Origin of the sequence: Novosphingobium sp. AAP1, assembly GCF_001295765.1 — a bacterium.
GTDB classification, from domain to species: domain Bacteria; phylum Pseudomonadota; class Alphaproteobacteria; order Sphingomonadales; family Sphingomonadaceae; genus Novosphingobium; species Novosphingobium capsulatum.
Genome location: NZ_LJHO01000004.1, coordinates 232,171 through 248,132 on the forward strand (window position 1 = coordinate 232,171; position 15,962 = coordinate 248,132).

Below are 15,962 nucleotides of genomic sequence, written 5' to 3' on the forward strand. Positions count from 1 at the left end.
ACCACGCGCAAACCATCCGCCAGGCGCTGTTCCAGGCGGCGCAGATGCTCGCCTCCACCAGCGATACCGCGCGGCTCGATGCCGAGGTGCTCATGGCCCATGCGCTGGGCTGCACGCGCACCGATGTGCTGCTGCGCCACATGGACGCGCCGGTGCCGGGCGGATTTGCCCGGCTGGTGGCGCGCCGGCAGGGGCATGAGCCGGTGGCCTATATCGTTGGCAGCCAGGAGTTCTATGGGCTGGACCTGGCGGTCAGCCCGGCGGTGCTGATCCCGCGCGGGGATAGCGAGACGCTGATCGAGGTGGCGCGGCAGGCCCTGGCCGGGCGGCCGCCAGCGCGCATCCTCGATCTGGGCACGGGTTCGGGGGCGCTGCTGCTGGCGGCACTGTCGATCTGGCCAGATGCGATGGGCACCGGCATCGAACGGTCGGATGCGGCGCGGGTGGTGGCGGCGGGCAATGCCTTGCGCCTGGGCCTGGATAGCCGGGCGCGCATGCAGCCGGGCGATTGGACCAAGCCCAACTGGGCCGCCGCGCTGGGGCGGTTCGACCTGATCCTGGCCAACCCGCCCTATGTGGAAAGCGATGCCGCACTCGATCCCGGTGTGCGCGATTTCGAGCCGGCCAGCGCGCTGTTTGCCGGGGCAGACGGCATGGCCGATTATGCCGTGCTGGTGCCGCAACTGCCTGATCTGCTGGCGCCGGGCGGCATGGCCGTGGTCGAAATCGGTTGGCAGCAGGGCGACGCCGTGATGGCCCTGGCGCAGGACCATGGCATGGTGGCGCGCGTCCATCCCGATCTTGCCGGGCGTGACAGGGCTGTGGAAATGACGCTTTGCCACAATATTTCGCTTGGCAAGCCGACCAGCGATCACTAATTGTCCCAGCAGGCAGGGCGACGGATGAAGGCTTCCCGTCCCGGCCGACTCCACCATTTGCGCCCGCATCGGCCTCTTACCAGGGGCTTTCGGCTGGCAGATGCTGGGAATCTGCGCACCCGCGCGTTGCGGGCGCGTGGCGGAGGGTTGCGCGGCGACAGGATCGGCAAAAGCTACCGACAGCCGCCCCAAACAAGGACGTGCCTGAGTTGAACAACAATCGTGGGAACAACCGCCGGCGCGGCCGCGGTAACAATCGTCCGCAAGGTGGCGGCCAGCAGCTCAACCGTATCGACAGCCGCGCGCGGGGCAATGCCCCCCAGCTGCTCGAAAAGTATCGCAAGATGGCGCAGGATGCCCACCTCAACGGGGATCGTGTCCAGGCAGAATACTATCTGCAATTTGCCGATCACTATTTCCGCGTGATTGCCGATACCCGGCTGCGCCAGGAAGAAGCCCGCCAGCGCCACAGCGGCAATGGCGAGCGCTGGAGCGAGGGCGAGCCCGAAGACGACGGCATGGACTTCTCGATCGAAGGGGATTTCCCCGCGTTCGATCGTCCCTATGTCCGCCGCGAGGAACGCGAAGTGCGCACCGCCGATCGGCAGGATCGGCCCGAACGCCAAGATCGTCAGGATCGCCAGGAGCGGCCCGAACGGTCTGACCGCCAGGATCGCCCGGAACGCCAGGAGCGGGCAGACCGCACCGAACGCCAGGGTGAAACCGGCAACGATCGCGGTTCCGACCGTGGCGCTGATCGCGCTTCGGAACGCTCGGGCAGCCGCCGCCGCTTTGAAGATCGCCGCCCCTCGGCCGCTGCGCCCAGCGCCGCTGATGCCGATCAGCCCGTGCCGCTCGAAGGCGTGCGGGCCGATGAAGGCGAGCCGGTCACCGATGTGAGCGACAACCCGTTCATCCGCGAAAGCCGCAGCCCGCGTGGGCCGCGCCAGCAGCGCACCGAACGCCGCCCGCGCCGCAGCGCGGTGGCCTCCGAAGGGCTCGACCCGGCCAGCCTGCCGCCCGCCATCGGCGTGCGCAGCGAGCCGGCTGCCGAAGCCCCGGCGCCCGCGCCCGCTCCGGCCGTTACTCCGGCTCCTGCCCCTGCGGCCGAGCCGGCGAGCGACGCTTCGGCCGAAGCCGCACCGGCGCCCAAGCGCCGTGGCCGCCCGCGCAAGAACCCCTTGCCGGAAAGCGCCGAAGGCTGAACCCTTTGGCCAATCCAGGCCTGGTAATATGACAAAGGCGCCCGCACTCCGGGCGCCTTTTTCGTTGCGGCGCACGCCCTGGCGCAACCGCGCTTGCCCTTGCTGGGCCGCCGCCGCATAGAACCGGGCAATGAAGGCTTGGCTCCGTTCCCGTTTCGCCGCGCTGGTTGCGCTGGGCGATGATCGTTTGTCCCGCCGCAGCGAAGCGGCCGTGCTTGTCATGGCCGGCGGCCTGGGGGCGCTGGGCTTCGCCCCGCTCAACTGGTGGCCGCTGACGCTGCTGGCGCTGGCCGTGCTGGCGGCGCGGATGCAGCGCGCGCGTGGTCCCGTTCATGCCCTGCTGGTGGGCGAGCTGTGGGGCTGGGGCCACTTTTCGGTGGGCAATGGCTGGATCGCCACGGCCTTTACCTATCAGGCGCAGATGCCGGCCTGGCTGGGCTGGATCGCGGTGCTGCTGCTGGCGGTCTATCTTGCGCTGTTTCCTGCCGTGGCCACGCTGGCGGCATGGTGGCTGGGGCGGCGCTGGCGTCTGGCGCCGGTGCCGGCGCTGGCCGCGCTGTGGATCGTGACCGAATGGGCGCGGGGCTGGGTCTGCACCGGTTTCCCGTGGAACCCGCTGGCCGCCACGGCGCTGGGCGGGTTCGATCGGCCCGGCCTGGCGCGCGTGCTGCCGTGGCTAGGCACTTATGCACTGTCGGGCCTGGTCGTGCTGCTTGCCGGGCAATGGCTGTTTGCCCTGCGCGCCGGGGCGCAGCGTCGCTGGGGCCTGGCGGCGGCTCACTTTGCGCTGCCGGCAGTATTGTTCCTGCTACCGCTGGGCGGGCAAACGGCCACGGGCAGCGTGCCGTTCACCCTGGTCCAGCCCAATATCGGCCAGGACGAGATCAACGACGCCAGCCGCTATGAGGAACAGTTCCAGCGCGCCGCCGCACTCAGCCTGCCGCGCCAGCCGGGGCAGCGGCGCCTGGTGCTGTGGCCCGAAAGCGGCGTGCCCGACTATCTGCAGGAAGGCTATCCCCGCGCCTGGTATGCCGGCACCACCTATGGCGGCGACCCACTGCTGGCGCGGGCGCGCATGGGCCGCGTGGTCGGGCCGGGCGCGCTGCTGCTGACCGGCGCGGTCGACCTGGTGTTTCCGCCCAATCCGGCCCCGGCCGCAATGCCGATCGGCGCGTGGAACGTGGTGACCGCGATCGACAGCCAGGGCGTGATCCAGGGCCATTATGCCAAGGCGCACCTTGTGCCTTATGGCGAATACCTGCCGATGCGCGGGCTGCTCACGCCGCTGGGCCTGTCGCGCCTGGTGGCGGGCGATTTCGATTACTGGTCGGGGCCAGGGCCGCGCACGCTGGATTTTTCGGCGCTGGGCCTGCCGCGCGTGGGCGTGCAGGTGTGCTATGAAATCATCTTTTCGGGTCAGGTGATCGACCGCGCCCACCGCCCGGATGTGCTGTTCAACCCGACCAACGATGGCTGGTTCGGCGCCTGGGGCCCGCAACAGCATCTGGCCCAGGCCCGGCTGCGCGCGATCGAGGAAGGGCTGCCGGTGCTGCGCTCTACCACCAACGGCATTTCGGCGGTGATCGATGCCCGTGGCGGCGTGCGCGCCTTTGCCCCGCAGCACGTGGCGAGCCGCATCGAAGGGCTGGTGCCACCCGCGCTGCCCCCTACGCCGTTTGCGCGAATGGGCAACATATTGCCGCTTTTGTGGGCTGCAGCGCTTCTTTTGGCCGCGCTGGTTGCCTCCCGCCGTCGCCCGCGCTAGAGGCGGCACATAAAGATTGCTTTATATCGGACCCTTTGCCCATGCGCAGCGATTACCTGTTCACTTCCGAAAGCGTCTCCGAAGGCCATCCCGACAAGGTGGCGGACCAGATCAGCGACGCCATCGTCGACCTGTTCCTGAGCAAGGATCCCGAGGCGCGCATTGCCTGTGAAACCTTGACGACGACCAATCTGGTGGTGCTGGCCGGCGAAATTCGCGGGCGCGGCATCATGGACGCTGCGGGCGAATGGGCGCCCGGCGTGCGCGAGGAAGTGGAAGCCGTGGTGCGCGCCACCGTGCGGCGCATCGGCTATGAGCAGGAAGGCTTCCACTGGGAAAACTTCCGCTTCGAAAACAACCTTCACGCCCAGTCGGCCCACATTGCCCAAGGCGTGGATGCTGGCGAGAACAAGGACGAAGGCGCCGGCGACCAGGGCATCATGTTCGGCTTTGCCTGCGATGAGACGCCCGATCTCATGCCCGCGACGCTGGACTACAGCCACAAGATCCTGCAGCGCCTGGCCGCCGATCGCCATTCCGGCGCCGCGCCGTTCCTGGAGCCCGATGCCAAGAGCCAGGTGACCCTGCGCTTCAAGGACGGCAGCCCGGCGGCCTGCACCGCGATCGTCGTCTCCACCCAGCACAAGCCGGGCTATGACGAAGGCGCCAAGGATGCCGAACTGAAAGCCTGGGTGAAGCAGGCCGTGGCCGCGGTGATCCCGGCAGAGCTGCTGTCGGACCAGACCGTCTATCACATCAACCCCACCGGCAGCTTTGAAATCGGTGGCCCCGATGGCGACGCTGGCCTGACCGGGCGCAAGATCATCGTCGATACCTATGGCGGCGCAGCGCCTCATGGCGGCGGCGCGTTTTCGGGCAAGGACCCGACCAAGGTTGATCGTTCGGCCGCCTATGTCACGCGCTATATCGCCAAGAACATCGTGGCGGCGGGCCTGGCCAAGCGCTGCACGATCCAGGTGGCCTATGCCATCGGCGTGTCGCAGCCGCTGTCGCTCTATGTCGATACCCACGGCACCGGCACGGTGGACGATGCTACGCTGGAACGCGCGGTGGAACTCGTCGCCAAGCAGCGCCTGGGCGGCTTGACGCCGCGCGGCATTCGCGTCGGTCTGTCGCTCAACAAGCCGATCTATGGCGTGACGGCCGCCTATGGCCACTTTGGCCGCACGCCCGAAGGTGACCTGTTCCCGTGGGAACGCACCGACCTGGTGGATGATCTCAAGGCCGCACTGGCCTGACGCTCAAGCCCGCCGTCAGTTCGATAGCCGTCAGTTCATCAGGCGGCGGGCAGCACGCTCCAGCAGCGGTTCATCGTCCAGCACTTCGCCCAGCACGGCCTGGGTGCCGTCGGGCATGCGCCGCACCATCACCAGCGAAAATTCGCGGCCGTCGGCAGGAATATCGGCCAGGCTGCGTGCCGGCAGGGTGCGCAGCGAGGCCTCGAGCGCGGCACGCGGATCGCTGCGCGCCTGGCCTTCCTCGCTGCGGCGCAGGCGGCGCTCGGCCGCGACCACGCCCTTGAGGCCACCCGGCGTATTGGCCAGGAACCCGGCCAGTTCCCCGCGTGACAGGCCCAGGCGATGGGCATGGGCCAGGGCCGTGGCATATTCGGTCAGCCGCGTTTTGTCGTACTGCGCGCCAAACACCAGCTTGACCACCGGGATCAGCGGGGCGCGCGCCTGGATCGTCAGCCCGGCATCGGCCACGAGCGCGGCCAGATCATCGGGTTCCGCCTCTGCCGCCAGGGCAAAGTCCCAGGCGCGGCCGATCGCGGCGTAGAGCGCATGGCGGCTGCGGTCCTCGCTGCCCAGGGCGAGGTCAGCCATGGCGCGGGCGCTGGCCAGCCAATCGGCCAGGCTGTCGGGCTCGGGCTGGTCCAGCCCTTCGGCAAAGGCGGCCGTGGGAAACGCGCCTTGGGCAAAGGGATCGAGTGGCGGCAGATCGAGCGCGGGCAGGATTTCCAGCGCCACTTCGCCCAGATCGAGTTCATCGGCGTCTGCCCCGGCGTCTTGCGGGGCCAGGTTGCGCGGATCGCGCGGGCGCACCGGGCCATCGGCCCACTGGCCCAGCGAATCGGCCAGGCTGCCCCAAGGCTCGCCCGGTTCGGCACCGGCCGGCGCGGGATCGGCAAAGGCGGGCAGCGGCAGATCGGGGCGTGCGTGCGTGGCGGCACTGTCTGCGCCATCGCCCCCGCGCAGAGCGGTCACCGCCTTGCGGCGCGGCTTCTTCTCGCCCAGCACCAGGCCGATTTCGGCCATCAGCTCGTTGGTAGTCGCCTGGTCGGCCAGTTCCTTCCAGTTGATCACGCCAAAGATATAGTCGAGCGTGTCACCGCTGGACGAGAACGGCAGCAGGATGCCGCGATAGAGGATCGTGCGCCCGCGCTGGTTGGCAAATTCCGCCTCGAACCCGATCGGCGCCTCGTTGGCCACGATCTGCATGTAGTGATCGGTGATGCGCGACAGGATCGAGCGGCCCGGCACCTGGCTCAACCGCGTCAACGGGCCTTCGCCCGCGCAATCGGCCAGCAATGCCTCGCCAACATAGGCGATGGCGGGATCATCAAGCCCAGCGTCGAACTGCAGCAGCACGGCATGATCGGCAAAGTCAGGCCATTGCCCGGCCAGCAGCGGGCCGACCAGCGGCAGGCGGCTGTCGCCCAGCATCCCGGCCCAGAAGTTGTAGGCGCGCACCTGCATGCGCCGCTCGTCCGCGCCCATCAGCGGCGGCAGCGGCTGATCGACCAGATCGCCGTCGAGCAGGTCATCGTCGGGATCGCTGCCGGCAAACAGGCCCAAGGGGCCGGGTTCGTCGGCAAATCCGCGCATGCTGTCCATTACCAAGCCCTTCGTCACGCTCCTTGCCCCAGTCTGGCGCAACATGGTGAAGAAGCGATTAAGTTGCGCCGATGGATTTCCGGGTGTTGGGAAGGTGTTGCCGGGGCTTGGCCTAACCCCGCGCGGCGATGGCGCGGGCCTTGGCCAGCAGCCGCTCGGCCATGTCACGGTGCAGCAGTTCGGCCATCTTGCCGTTGACGCGCAGCGCACCCTGGCCGGCGTTGGCGGGATCGGCAAAGGCCGCGACGATCGCTTTTGCCTCGGCCAGTTCGGCTTCGCCCGGCGCAAACACGCGGTTCGCCACGGGCAGTTGCGCGGGATGGATCAGGGTCTTGCCGTCAAAGCCAAAGGCGCGTGCCTGGGTGCATTCGGCCTCAAGCAGGGCAAGGTCATCGATCGCGTTGCACACCCCGTCGAGCACGATCAGGCCGTTGGCGCGGGAAGCCAGCACGGCCTGGGCCAGGAGCGGCACGAACGCGGCGCGGCCCGGCGCCTGGGCCATGCCGGTGTCCTTGGCCAGATCGTTAAGGCCCAGCACCAGGCCAGCCAGGCGCGTGGTGGCGGCGCAATCGGCGATCCGTTCCAGCGCCAGGGCGGCGCGCGGGGTTTCGATCATCACCCACAGCCGCACGTCGTTGGCAAAGCCGGCACGGTCCATCGCTGCCGACAGCGTCACGATATCGGCAGCGTCTGCCACCTTGGGTGCCAGCACGGCCTCAAGCGGCGCGGCAGCGAGGGCGGCGAGGTCATCGTGTCCCCATGGGCCATCGAGCCCGTTGCAGCGCGCGATCAGGCGGCGATGGCCAAAGCCGCCCGCCTGCGCCTCGGCCACCAGGGCGGCACGGGCCTGCGCCTTGTGATCGGGCGCGACCGCGTCTTCCAGATCGAGCACCACCGCATCGCAATCGAGGCTGCGCGCCTTGGCGAGAGCACGGGCATTGCTGGCGGGCATGTAGAGCGCGGAACGCAAGGGACGGGTATCGGTCACGGCATCAACCTTTGCGAGGGGCGGCGCCACGCGGCGCGGGTTCCTTGACGGTATCGACGCGGCCTTCCTCGCGCGCGGGCATCGGCACGAACAGGCGCAGCACGAGATTGCCGACCAGCCAGAGCGCGGCGGCATGGAGTGCGAAGGTCAGGCCACGCTGATCGGCGACCCAGCCCCAGACCCACGCGCCGACCGCCATCGAGCCGAACGTGATCGCCTGGTAGAGCGACAGGCAGCGCCCCAGGATGGCCTCGGGCGAGCGCAACTGCATGGCGACGTTGAGGCTGGTGAGCGCCGCGACCCAGCCCGATCCGCCGATAAAGCCGGCGACCATGGCGATTGGCAGGCTGTGGGCCTGGGCCAGCAGGAGCAGCGCGCCGATGAAGCCGACCGTCGCGCCGGTGATGATCACTTCTGCGCCAAAGCGGCGGCGCGCCTTGGTGATCCACAGCGCGTTGACGATCGACCCCACGCCGAACGATCCGAGAATCAGGCCATAGTCCAGCTCGGTCCCGGCCAGGGTATCGTGCGCCACGGCGGGGATCAGCGCCTGGAAAGCGCTGGCCCCAAAGCCGAAGGCCGCCCCGCGCAACAGCACCTTGCGGATCGGGACGGAGCCGGCGCAGAACACCAGGCCCACCTTGATCGATTGCAGCATGGGCTGGCGCTGCGGCGCGCGCGCCTCTGGCCGCCAGCGCGCCAGCACCACCAGCATCCCGACATAGCTGATCGCATTGGCGGCAAAGGCCGCGCTCACGCTCAGGATCGAGATCAGCACCCCGCCCAGCGCCGGGCCGACGCTGCGCGCCAGATTGTTGGACATGGAATTGAGCGCGATCGCCTGGGGCAGATCGGCCTTGCCCACCTGCAACCGCACCGAAGCCTGCCAGGCCGGCTGGTTGATCGCGGTGCCCATGCCGACCATCAGGGTGAGCAGCAGCAGCGACAGCGGCCCCAGCGCGCCGCGATAGCCCAGCACCGCCAGCACGGCGGAAACCACCAGCATGGCGGTCTGTGCCCAGATCATCACGCGGCGGCGGTCAAAGTTGTCGGCAATCGCCCCGGCGAACAGGCCCAGCAGCAGGATCGGCAGGCTGGACGATGACTGCACCAGGGCGATCAGCACATGGCTGCGCGTCAACTCGGTCATCAGCCAGGCGGCCGCGGCCGATTGGATCATCGATCCCAGGTTGGAGACCAGGTTGGCCGTCCAGATCGCGCGGAACGCGGGATAGCGAAACGGCGCCAAGGCGCCGCCGGGCTGGGCCTCACCCGGTTGCAGCTGGGAAGAAGAATCGCCCTGGGTCAAAGCAGATAGCGCATGCGGATCGACGTGGTCATCTGCGCTTCGCCCAGGGTAAAGGCGGCGGCGGAAAAGCGCGGCGGGCCAAACCGGATCGGCGCATCGCGCGAAAAGCCAAAGCCTTCGCGCGGCATCATGAACATCTTGTCGAGCCGGCCATTGGCGTTTTCATCGTGGAACAGCGCCACGGCATAGCGGCCGGGCAGCACGTGCTGGAACGCGATCACATCGTTTCCGGCGGCGGGCACGGTCTGGTGCAGTGCCTGCGGGTCTTTTTCGCAATCGGGAAAGGTGCCCGGATCGGCGGTGAGGCAGGCCTGGATCAGCCCCTTGTGCGAGCGCAGGCCGACCACATCGACCAGCACCGTGGTGCGATCGGGCAGCACGGCGCCGCCCTGGCTGAGCGCGAGTGCGCCCAGCACCAGGCCGCGTGTCGCGGCGCGGCGAATCGCCTGTGCCTTCACCGAACTTTCCTTTCCTGCCAGCCGGCCAGGCCGGCGTCCGTGCCGCAAAGGCGATCCCATACGCGAAAATAGAGGCCGTAGTTGCACCGATACCGCTCGTGATGCTGATGATGGTGACTGGCCGTTATCAGCCACTTCCCTGCCCGGGAATGAACCAGCCCGGCCGGAAAGATCTCCCAGCCCATGTGGTTGGTCACGCCCATCACCGTCATCACCACCAGAACGCAGGCCAGCACGCCCGCCTGGATCGGCACCACGAAGACCAGCGCGGGAATGAATAGGCCGACCACGGCCGCCTCGATCGGGTGGAAATTCATCGCTGCCCAGGCCGTGGGCGGGCGGCTGGCATGGTGGATGGCATGCACGCTGCGAAACACGCGCGGCCGGTGCATCCAGCGATGCGTCCAATAGAACCAGGTATCGTGGGCAAACAGATAGACCAGCAGCGATACTGGCATCCACCACAGCGGATAGGCGTGGGGATCGGCATAGATGCGGGTCCACCCGTGCTGCTGCCAGCCCCAGGCGATGATCCCGGCGGGCACGCCATAGATCGCCGCAGAGGCCAGGCTCCAGCCGATCTCGCGGCGGATCTGCGCCTCGAGCCCGGCATAATGGCCGGGCAGGCGCCGCTGGGTAAGCCAGGCAAACAGCCCGCTGGCCGCCACATAGCGCACCGCGACGATCGCGGTCATGGCGAGCGCCGACAGCAGCAGCGCGGCAAGCGTTGGACTGGTCATGCTTTTCCCGAGCGGCGCACGATGCGCCTGGCTGCCCCTATGCCAAGCCGGGCCGGCGCTGCCCAGCCTGATTTTCGCCCATGCAGCATAGACAAGGTGCCCTTGCCAGCGCGGGGCGGCGCGCCTAGATAACCGGAGCGATTCGGTCTGATTTGCGCACGCCTGTCGAAACGGCGGAATCGGGCCGACCCCACCCACGGTTGCGAGCAGGTGCGATGCGATTGTCGAGCATGGCTGACTATGCCGTTGTTATGATGTGCGCTGCCGCGCGCCATTGCGGCTGCCACGCGGCCGATCGCCCCCTGCTCTCGGCCCAGCAGCTCGCTGCCGAAACCGGCTTGCCCGCGCCCACCGTGCAGAAGCTGGTCAGCAAGATGTCGGCCGCCGGCCTGCTGAAATCGGTGCGCGGCGCGCGCGGCGGGCTCAAGCTGGCGCGCCCGGCCGCGGCGATCAGCCTGGCCGATGTGATCGAGGCGGTCGAAGGGCCGATTGCCATGGCCGCGTGCAGCGGGCATGGGCGCGGCGATTGCACGCTGGAAGGCGCCTGCATGGTGCGCCCGCACTGGCCGGCGGTGGATGCCGCGCTGCGCGCCGCGCTTTCAAGCGTGTCGCTGGTGCAGCTTGCCCGCCCGGCCCAAACCGGCCATCTGGCCACCCCTGCGGCGGCCATGATGCCTGCCGCATCCCCCATTCCTGCCGAGTTGCCCGCATGACCGAAGAAACCCTGAACGACACGCCGGTTAAGGACCAGGCCGCGCGCGACGCGGCCGCCCGCGTGGCGGAATACGAGCACGGCTGGGCTTCGGACATCGAGCAGGAATATGGCCCCAAGGGCCTGTCGGAAGACACCGTGCGCTTCATCTCGGCCAAGAAGGACGAGCCGGAGTGGATGCTGGAATGGCGGCTCAAGGCCTATCGCCACTGGCTGACCATGCCGATGCCCGACTGGGCCAAGCTGAACATTCCGCCGATCGATTACCAGGACGCCTATTACTGGGCCGCGCCCAAGAAAAAGGATGGCCCCAAGTCCCTGGACGAGGTCGATCCCGAAATCCTGCGCGTCTATGAAAAGCTGGGCATCCCGCTGGCCGAGCAGGAAGTGCTCGCCGGCGTGGAAGGCGCGCGCAAGATCGCCGTGGACGCTGTGTTCGACAGCGTCTCGGTGGCCACCACGTTCCGCAAGGAACTGGAAGCGGCCGGCGTCATCTTCCGCTCGATCAGCGAGGCGATCCGCGAGTTTCCCGATCTGGTGCGGCGCTGGCTGGGCAAGGTCGTGCCGATGCACGACAACTATTTCGCGGCCTTGAACTGCGCGGTCTTTTCCGACGGCACCTTTGTCTACATTCCCGAAGGCGTGCGCTGCCCGATGGAGCTGTCGACCTATTTCCGCATCAATGCGGAAAATACCGGCCAGTTCGAACGCACCCTGATCGTGGCCGACAAGGGCGCCTATGTCTCGTACCTGGAAGGCTGCACCGCGCCGCAGCGTGACGAGAACCAGCTCCATGCCGCCGTGGTCGAACTCGTCGCGCTCGACGATGCCGAGATCAAGTATTCCACGGTGCAGAACTGGTATCCCGGCGACGCGCAAGGCAAGGGCGGCATCTACAACTTCGTGACCAAGCGCGCGCTGTGCCAGGGCGCCCGGTCCAAGGTGTCGTGGACCCAGGTGGAAACCGGCTCGGCCGTCACGTGGAAGTATCCCAGCTGCGTGCTGAACGGTGAGGATTCGGTCGGCGAATTCTATTCCGTCGCCGTCACCAACAACTATCAGCAGGCCGATACCGGCACCAAGATGATCCACAACGGCAAGCGCAGCCGCTCGACCATCGTGTCCAAGGGGATCAGCGCGGGCAAGTCCAACAACACCTATCGCGGGTTGGTGCGCGTGGCGCCGCAGGCCGAGGGCGTGCGCAACTTCACCCAGTGCGACAGCTTGCTGCTGGGCGCGGAATGCGGCGCGCACACCGTGCCCTATATCGAGGTGAAGAACCCTTCGGCCACGATCGAGCACGAGGCGACGACCAGCAAGATCAGCGATGACCAGCTGTTCTACGCGATGCAGCGCGGGCTGGACCAGGAACAGGCCGTGGCGCTGATCGTCAACGGCTTTGCCAAGGAAGTCCTGCAGCAGCTGCCGATGGAATTTGCCGTGGAAGCGCAAAAGCTTCTGGGCATCAGCCTGGAAGGCAGCGTGGGATGAGCGCGCTGCTGATCATGGCGCTGGCCACGGTCACCGCGCCTGACAGCGCCCCGGCGCTGGCAGCGGTGCAGAAGTGCGACAAGCAGGCCATGCGCGCCATGGCGACGGGCGAGCCGCACCGCCGCACCGAATTTGCCGCCGCCGTCTATGCCGAGCAGCGCGCGATCGCGCAGGAACGCGCCGCGCTGCTCGATGCGCAGATCGCTGGCACGCCCAGCCCCAGCGGCGCGGCCACGGCGGCCACTGCCCTTGGCCAGATCGACGCCCGGCAAAAGGAGCTGGACGACGTGAAAGCCATCGAAAAATCGTGGCGCGACCTGTTCGACGAGGTTCGCGCCGACTTCCTAGCCAATTGCTCGAGCGGAAAACGCAATGCTGACGATAAGTGACCTCTCCAACGAAATCGCCGGCAAGGCCATTCTCAAGGGGCTTTCGCTCACCATCAAGGCGGGCGAGATCCACGCGATCATGGGCCCCAACGGCGCGGGCAAATCGACGCTGGCCTATACCCTGGGCGGCCGCCCCGGCTATGACGTGACCGGCGGCAGCGTGGATTTCGAGGGCCAGGACCTGCTTGCCATGGACCCGCACGAGCGCGCCGCGGCCGGGCTGTTCCTGGGCTTCCAATATCCGGTGGAAATCCCCGGCGTTTCCAACGTGCAGTTCCTGCGCGAGGCGCTCAATGCGCAGCGCAAGCAGCGTGGGGAAGAGCCGCTGTCGGGCGGCGCCTTCCTCAAGCTGGCGCGCGAAAAGGCCGACCTGCTGCGCATGGACATGGACATGCTCAAGCGCCCGGTGAACGTGGGCTTTTCCGGCGGCGAGAAGAAGCGCGCCGAGATGGTCCAGATGGGCATTCTCGATCCCAAGCTGGCGATCCTGGATGAAACCGATTCGGGCCTGGACATCGATGCGCTGCGCATCTGCGGCGAAGGCATCAACGCGATCATGCGCAAGGCCGACAAGGCCGTGCTGCTGATCACGCACTATCAGCGCCTGCTCGACTATGTGAAGCCCGATTTCGTCCACGTCCTGGCCGGCGGTCGCATCGTGCGCTCGGGCGGGGCCGAACTCGCGCTGGAACTGGAACAGCACGGTTACGAGGCGGTGGCGTGACCACCGCCACGCTTGTGCCAACGCGGGCGGACGAGGCGTTCCGCTATGCCGATCTGGCCGCGCTGGCCACGCTGTGGCCGCTGCCGACGCAGGCGGTGGACGTGGCGGCGGGCGCCAGCGGCTGCCTTTCGGTGGTCCTGACCGGTGATGCGCCCGAGGCGCGCGATCTGGTGATCACCCTGGGCGAAGGCGCGCACTACGATCTGCGCCTGCTCAATGCCGGCAGTGCCTATGGCCGCATCGCGGTGAAAGTGCGCCTGGCCAAGGGCGCGCGGTTCCACCTGGGCGCGGCGCAGCTGGGCGGCGGCAACCAGACGGTCGAAATCGTCACCGAGGTGGTCCACGCCGAGCCTGACGCCGTGTCGAGCCAGGTGGTCCGCTCCGTTCTGGCGGGCCACGCGACCGGGACCTATCTCGGCCGCGTGGTGGTTGATCGTGGGGCGGTCGGCACCGATGGCGAACAGTCGATCCGCGCCATGCTGCTCGATCGCACCGCCACGGCCAATGCCCGGCCGGAACTGGAAATCTATGCCGACGACGTGAAGTGCGCGCATGGCTGCGCCGTGGGCGAACTGGATGCGCAGGGCCTGTTCTACCTGCAATCGCGCGGGCTGCCGCCGGCAGAGGCCAAGAAGCTGATGCTGCAGGCCTTCATCGCCGAAGCCTTTGTCGATGCGCCCGAGGAAGACGTGCTGACGCAGGCCGCACTCGCCGCGCTGGGAGGGTTGCTATGACCACGCTTGCCGCCACCACGCTGACGCAGGCGTCCGATTGGCCGGGCCTCGCCAATCCTGACGGCACGCGCTGGCACTATCTCGATACCGGCGCCACCGCGCAAAAGCCGCAGGTGGTGATCGATGCGGTAACCCGCGCCATCGGCGTGGACTATGCCACGGTGCATCGCGGGGTCTATACCCGCTCGGCCGAGATGACGCTGGGCTTTGAAGCGGCACGGCGCAAGGTGGCGGGCATGCTCGGCGCGCACGAGGGCGAGATCGTGTTCACGCGCGGCGCGACCGAGGCGATCAACCTGGTGGCGCAGACCTGGGGCCTGGCCAATCTCAAGGCCGGGGACCGCGTGCTGCTCTCGATGCTGGAGCATCATTCCAACATCGTGCCCTGGCAATTGCTGGCGCAGCGCACCGGCATTGCCATCGATGTCTGCCCGCTGACCGCCGATGGCCAGATCGATCTGGATGCGGCCGAACGCATGCTGACCGGCGCGCACAAGCTGGTGGCGCTGGGCCATGTGTCCAACGTGCTGGGCAGCGTGCTCGATGTGCCACGCGCGGTGGCGCTGGCCCATGGCGTGGGCGCGAAGATCCTGATCGACGGCTGCCAGGCAGTGCCGCGCCTGAAAGTGGACGTGAAGGCGCTCGACGTCGATTTCTACGTCTTTTCCGGGCACAAGCTCTATGGCCCGACCGGCATCGGCGCACTCTATGCCAAGGCCGAGCTGCTCGATGCCATGCCGCCTTGGCAGGGCGGCGGGGCGATGATCGATCGTGTGTCGTTTGCCGGCACTACCTTTGCCCCCGCGCCGCAGCGGTTCGAGGCGGGCACCCCCGCCATCGTCGAGGCGATCGGCCTGGGCGTGGCGGTCGATTTCGTCCAGGGCCTGGGGCTTGATGCCATCCATGCCCACGAAACCGCCCTGGTGCGCACCGCGCGCGAGGCGCTGCGCGAATTCAACGCCGTGCGCCTGTTTGGCCCGGATGATGCCGCCGGGATCGTCAGTTTCGTGATCGAGGGGGTGCATCCGCACGACCTTGGCACCATATTGGACGAGGAAGGCGTGGCGATCCGCGCCGGACACCACTGCGCCCAGCCGCTGATGGAGCATCTGGGCGTGCCGGCCACGGCCCGCGCCAGCTTTGGCGCCTATAACGATGAAAGCGATGTCGCAGCGCTCGTGCGCGGCATTGCGCGAACCTTGAGGATCTTCGGATGAGCGCCGATACCCCCCGCTTCACGGTTGAGGAAGTCGATGCGGTGAACCCGCCGCGCCGGGCCCATGTGGACGATATTCCCGAGCCGGCACCAGAAGCTGCCCCGGTTGAAACGGCCGGCGAGCGCAAGCGCGACTATCTGTCGGGCTTCCTGGCGGAAAAGCCGCAAGGGGTGAACCCTGGCGAGCCGGGCGGCGAAATCTATGAAGGCGTGGTTGCCGCGCTGCGCGACATCTTCGACCCGGAAATCCCGGTCAATATCTATGACCTGGGGCTGATCTATGGCGTCGACGTGGCCGAAGACGGACACGTGGCCGTGACCATGACGCTGACCACGCCGCATTGCCCGGTGGCCGAATCGATGCCCGGCGAAGTGGAACTGCGCGTGAGCGCGGTGCCCGGCGTGCGCGACGCCGAAGTGAACCTGGTGTGGGATCCGCCGTGGGATCCGCAGAAGATGAGCGATGATGCCAAGCTCGAACTCGGGATGCTCTAA

General features: G+C 67.8%; 16 protein-coding genes. 11 read left to right on the forward strand and 5 right to left on the reverse strand.

Translation table 11 applies throughout. The features are described from left to right. Positions 1 to 14: 14 nt before the first annotated feature. The 4 genes from prmC to metK all read left to right on the forward strand — a co-directional run bounded on the left by prmC (position 15) and on the right by metK (position 5,107). A complete protein-coding gene (prmC, locus tag IP65_RS21695) occupies positions 15 to 878 on the forward strand; it encodes a peptide chain release factor N(5)-glutamine methyltransferase (RefSeq protein WP_255352197.1) in 864 nt (287 codons plus the stop codon). 200 nt (positions 879 to 1,078) lie between these two features. Beyond that, positions 1,079 to 2,083 carry a DUF4167 domain-containing protein gene (locus tag IP65_RS10765; protein ID WP_369801276.1) on the forward strand — a complete coding sequence of 335 codons (1,005 nt, stop codon included), beginning with the start codon at positions 1,079 to 1,081 and terminating at the stop codon, positions 2,081 to 2,083. Positions 2,084 to 2,213: 130 nt separating this feature from the next. After that, positions 2,214 to 3,848, forward strand: a complete 1,635-nt coding sequence (gene lnt / locus IP65_RS10770) for an apolipoprotein N-acyltransferase (RefSeq protein ID WP_171794919.1) — start codon at positions 2,214 to 2,216, stop codon at positions 3,846 to 3,848. A gap of 41 nt (positions 3,849 to 3,889) precedes the next feature. Continuing rightward, the gene (gene metK / locus IP65_RS10775) at positions 3,890 to 5,107 is read left to right on the forward strand and encodes a methionine adenosyltransferase (protein ID WP_054131718.1); all 1,218 of its coding nucleotides are present in this window, start codon (positions 3,890 to 3,892) and stop codon (positions 5,105 to 5,107) included. 30 nt (positions 5,108 to 5,137) lie between these two features. Here metK and IP65_RS10780 read toward each other — a convergent pair whose 3' ends face one another. From IP65_RS10780 to IP65_RS10800, 5 genes are all read right to left on the reverse strand, one after another. Further along, positions 5,138 to 6,706, reverse strand: a complete 1,569-nt coding sequence (locus IP65_RS10780; RefSeq protein WP_054131719.1) for a hypothetical protein — start codon at positions 6,704 to 6,706, stop codon at positions 5,138 to 5,140. Positions 6,707 to 6,818: 112 nt separating this feature from the next. Next, positions 6,819 to 7,694, reverse strand: a complete 876-nt coding sequence (locus IP65_RS10785) for a CoA ester lyase (RefSeq protein ID WP_255352186.1) — start codon at positions 7,692 to 7,694, stop codon at positions 6,819 to 6,821. A gap of 4 nt (positions 7,695 to 7,698) precedes the next feature. Next, complete coding sequence (locus IP65_RS10790; protein WP_231627651.1) at positions 7,699 to 9,003, reverse strand: MFS transporter; 1,305 nt, start codon at positions 9,001 to 9,003, stop codon at positions 7,699 to 7,701. Next, on the reverse strand, positions 9,000 to 9,461 hold the full coding sequence (locus IP65_RS10795) for a DUF2141 domain-containing protein (RefSeq protein WP_231627652.1): 462 nt from the start codon (positions 9,459 to 9,461) through the stop codon (positions 9,000 to 9,002). The genes IP65_RS10790 and IP65_RS10795 overlap by 4 nt, the downstream gene beginning before the upstream one ends. Beyond that, entirely contained in the window at positions 9,458 to 10,201 is a 744-nt protein-coding gene (locus tag IP65_RS10800; RefSeq protein WP_022676216.1) for a sterol desaturase family protein, read from the reverse strand. The genes IP65_RS10795 and IP65_RS10800 overlap by 4 nt, the downstream gene beginning before the upstream one ends. A 215-nt stretch (positions 10,202 to 10,416) precedes the next feature. Here IP65_RS10800 and IP65_RS10805 point away from each other — a divergent pair, with 215 nt between their 5' ends. From IP65_RS10805 to IP65_RS10835, 7 genes are read left to right on the forward strand one after another with little or no spacing between them, the layout of a single operon-like run. After that, a complete protein-coding gene (locus IP65_RS10805) occupies positions 10,417 to 10,914 on the forward strand; it encodes an Rrf2 family transcriptional regulator (protein ID WP_054131720.1) in 498 nt (165 codons plus the stop codon). Then, positions 10,911 to 12,404: a Fe-S cluster assembly protein SufB gene (gene sufB, locus IP65_RS10810; RefSeq protein WP_022676729.1), complete on the forward strand. Its 1,494-nt coding sequence runs from the start codon at positions 10,911 to 10,913 to the stop codon at positions 12,402 to 12,404. Before IP65_RS10805 ends, sufB begins: the two co-directional genes overlap by 4 nt. Then, positions 12,401 to 12,793, forward strand: a complete 393-nt coding sequence (locus IP65_RS10815; protein WP_022676728.1) for a hypothetical protein — start codon at positions 12,401 to 12,403, stop codon at positions 12,791 to 12,793. Before sufB ends, IP65_RS10815 begins: the two co-directional genes overlap by 4 nt. Then, positions 12,777 to 13,517: a Fe-S cluster assembly ATPase SufC gene (gene sufC / locus IP65_RS10820; protein ID WP_054131721.1), complete on the forward strand. Its 741-nt coding sequence runs from the start codon at positions 12,777 to 12,779 to the stop codon at positions 13,515 to 13,517. Before IP65_RS10815 ends, sufC begins: the two co-directional genes overlap by 17 nt. Next, on the forward strand, positions 13,514 to 14,251 hold the full coding sequence (locus tag IP65_RS10825; RefSeq protein WP_054131722.1) for a SufD family Fe-S cluster assembly protein: 738 nt from the start codon (positions 13,514 to 13,516) through the stop codon (positions 14,249 to 14,251). Before sufC ends, IP65_RS10825 begins: the two co-directional genes overlap by 4 nt. Further along, on the forward strand, positions 14,248 to 15,468 hold the full coding sequence (locus IP65_RS10830; RefSeq protein WP_054131723.1) for a cysteine desulfurase: 1,221 nt from the start codon (positions 14,248 to 14,250) through the stop codon (positions 15,466 to 15,468). Before IP65_RS10825 ends, IP65_RS10830 begins: the two co-directional genes overlap by 4 nt. Then, on the forward strand, positions 15,465 to 15,962 hold the full coding sequence (locus tag IP65_RS10835; protein ID WP_022676725.1) for an SUF system Fe-S cluster assembly protein: 498 nt from the start codon (positions 15,465 to 15,467) through the stop codon (positions 15,960 to 15,962). The genes IP65_RS10830 and IP65_RS10835 overlap by 4 nt, the downstream gene beginning before the upstream one ends.

What these genes read in the sequence shown, in the direction of transcription:
- lnt (WP_171794919.1), top strand. Translation starts at nt 2,214, where the DNA reads ATGAAGGCTTGGCTCCGTTCCCGTTTCGCCGCGCTGGTTGCGCTGGGC.
- metK (WP_054131718.1), top strand. Translation starts at nt 3,890, where the DNA reads ATGCGCAGCGATTACCTGTTCACTTCCGAAAGCGTCTCCGAAGGCCAT.
- IP65_RS10780 (WP_054131719.1), bottom strand. Translation starts at nt 6,706, where the DNA reads ATGGACAGCATGCGCGGATTTGCCGACGAACCCGGCCCCTTGGGCCTG.
- IP65_RS10800 (WP_022676216.1), bottom strand. Translation starts at nt 10,201, where the DNA reads ATGACCAGTCCAACGCTTGCCGCGCTGCTGCTGTCGGCGCTCGCCATG.
- IP65_RS10805 (WP_054131720.1), top strand. Translation starts at nt 10,417, where the DNA reads ATGCGATTGTCGAGCATGGCTGACTATGCCGTTGTTATGATGTGCGCT.
- sufB (WP_022676729.1), top strand. Translation starts at nt 10,911, where the DNA reads ATGACCGAAGAAACCCTGAACGACACGCCGGTTAAGGACCAGGCCGCG.
- IP65_RS10815 (WP_022676728.1), top strand. Translation starts at nt 12,401, where the DNA reads ATGAGCGCGCTGCTGATCATGGCGCTGGCCACGGTCACCGCGCCTGAC.
- sufC (WP_054131721.1), top strand. Translation starts at nt 12,777, where the DNA reads ATGCTGACGATAAGTGACCTCTCCAACGAAATCGCCGGCAAGGCCATT.
- IP65_RS10830 (WP_054131723.1), top strand. Translation starts at nt 14,248, where the DNA reads ATGACCACGCTTGCCGCCACCACGCTGACGCAGGCGTCCGATTGGCCG.
- IP65_RS10835 (WP_022676725.1), top strand. Translation starts at nt 15,465, where the DNA reads ATGAGCGCCGATACCCCCCGCTTCACGGTTGAGGAAGTCGATGCGGTG.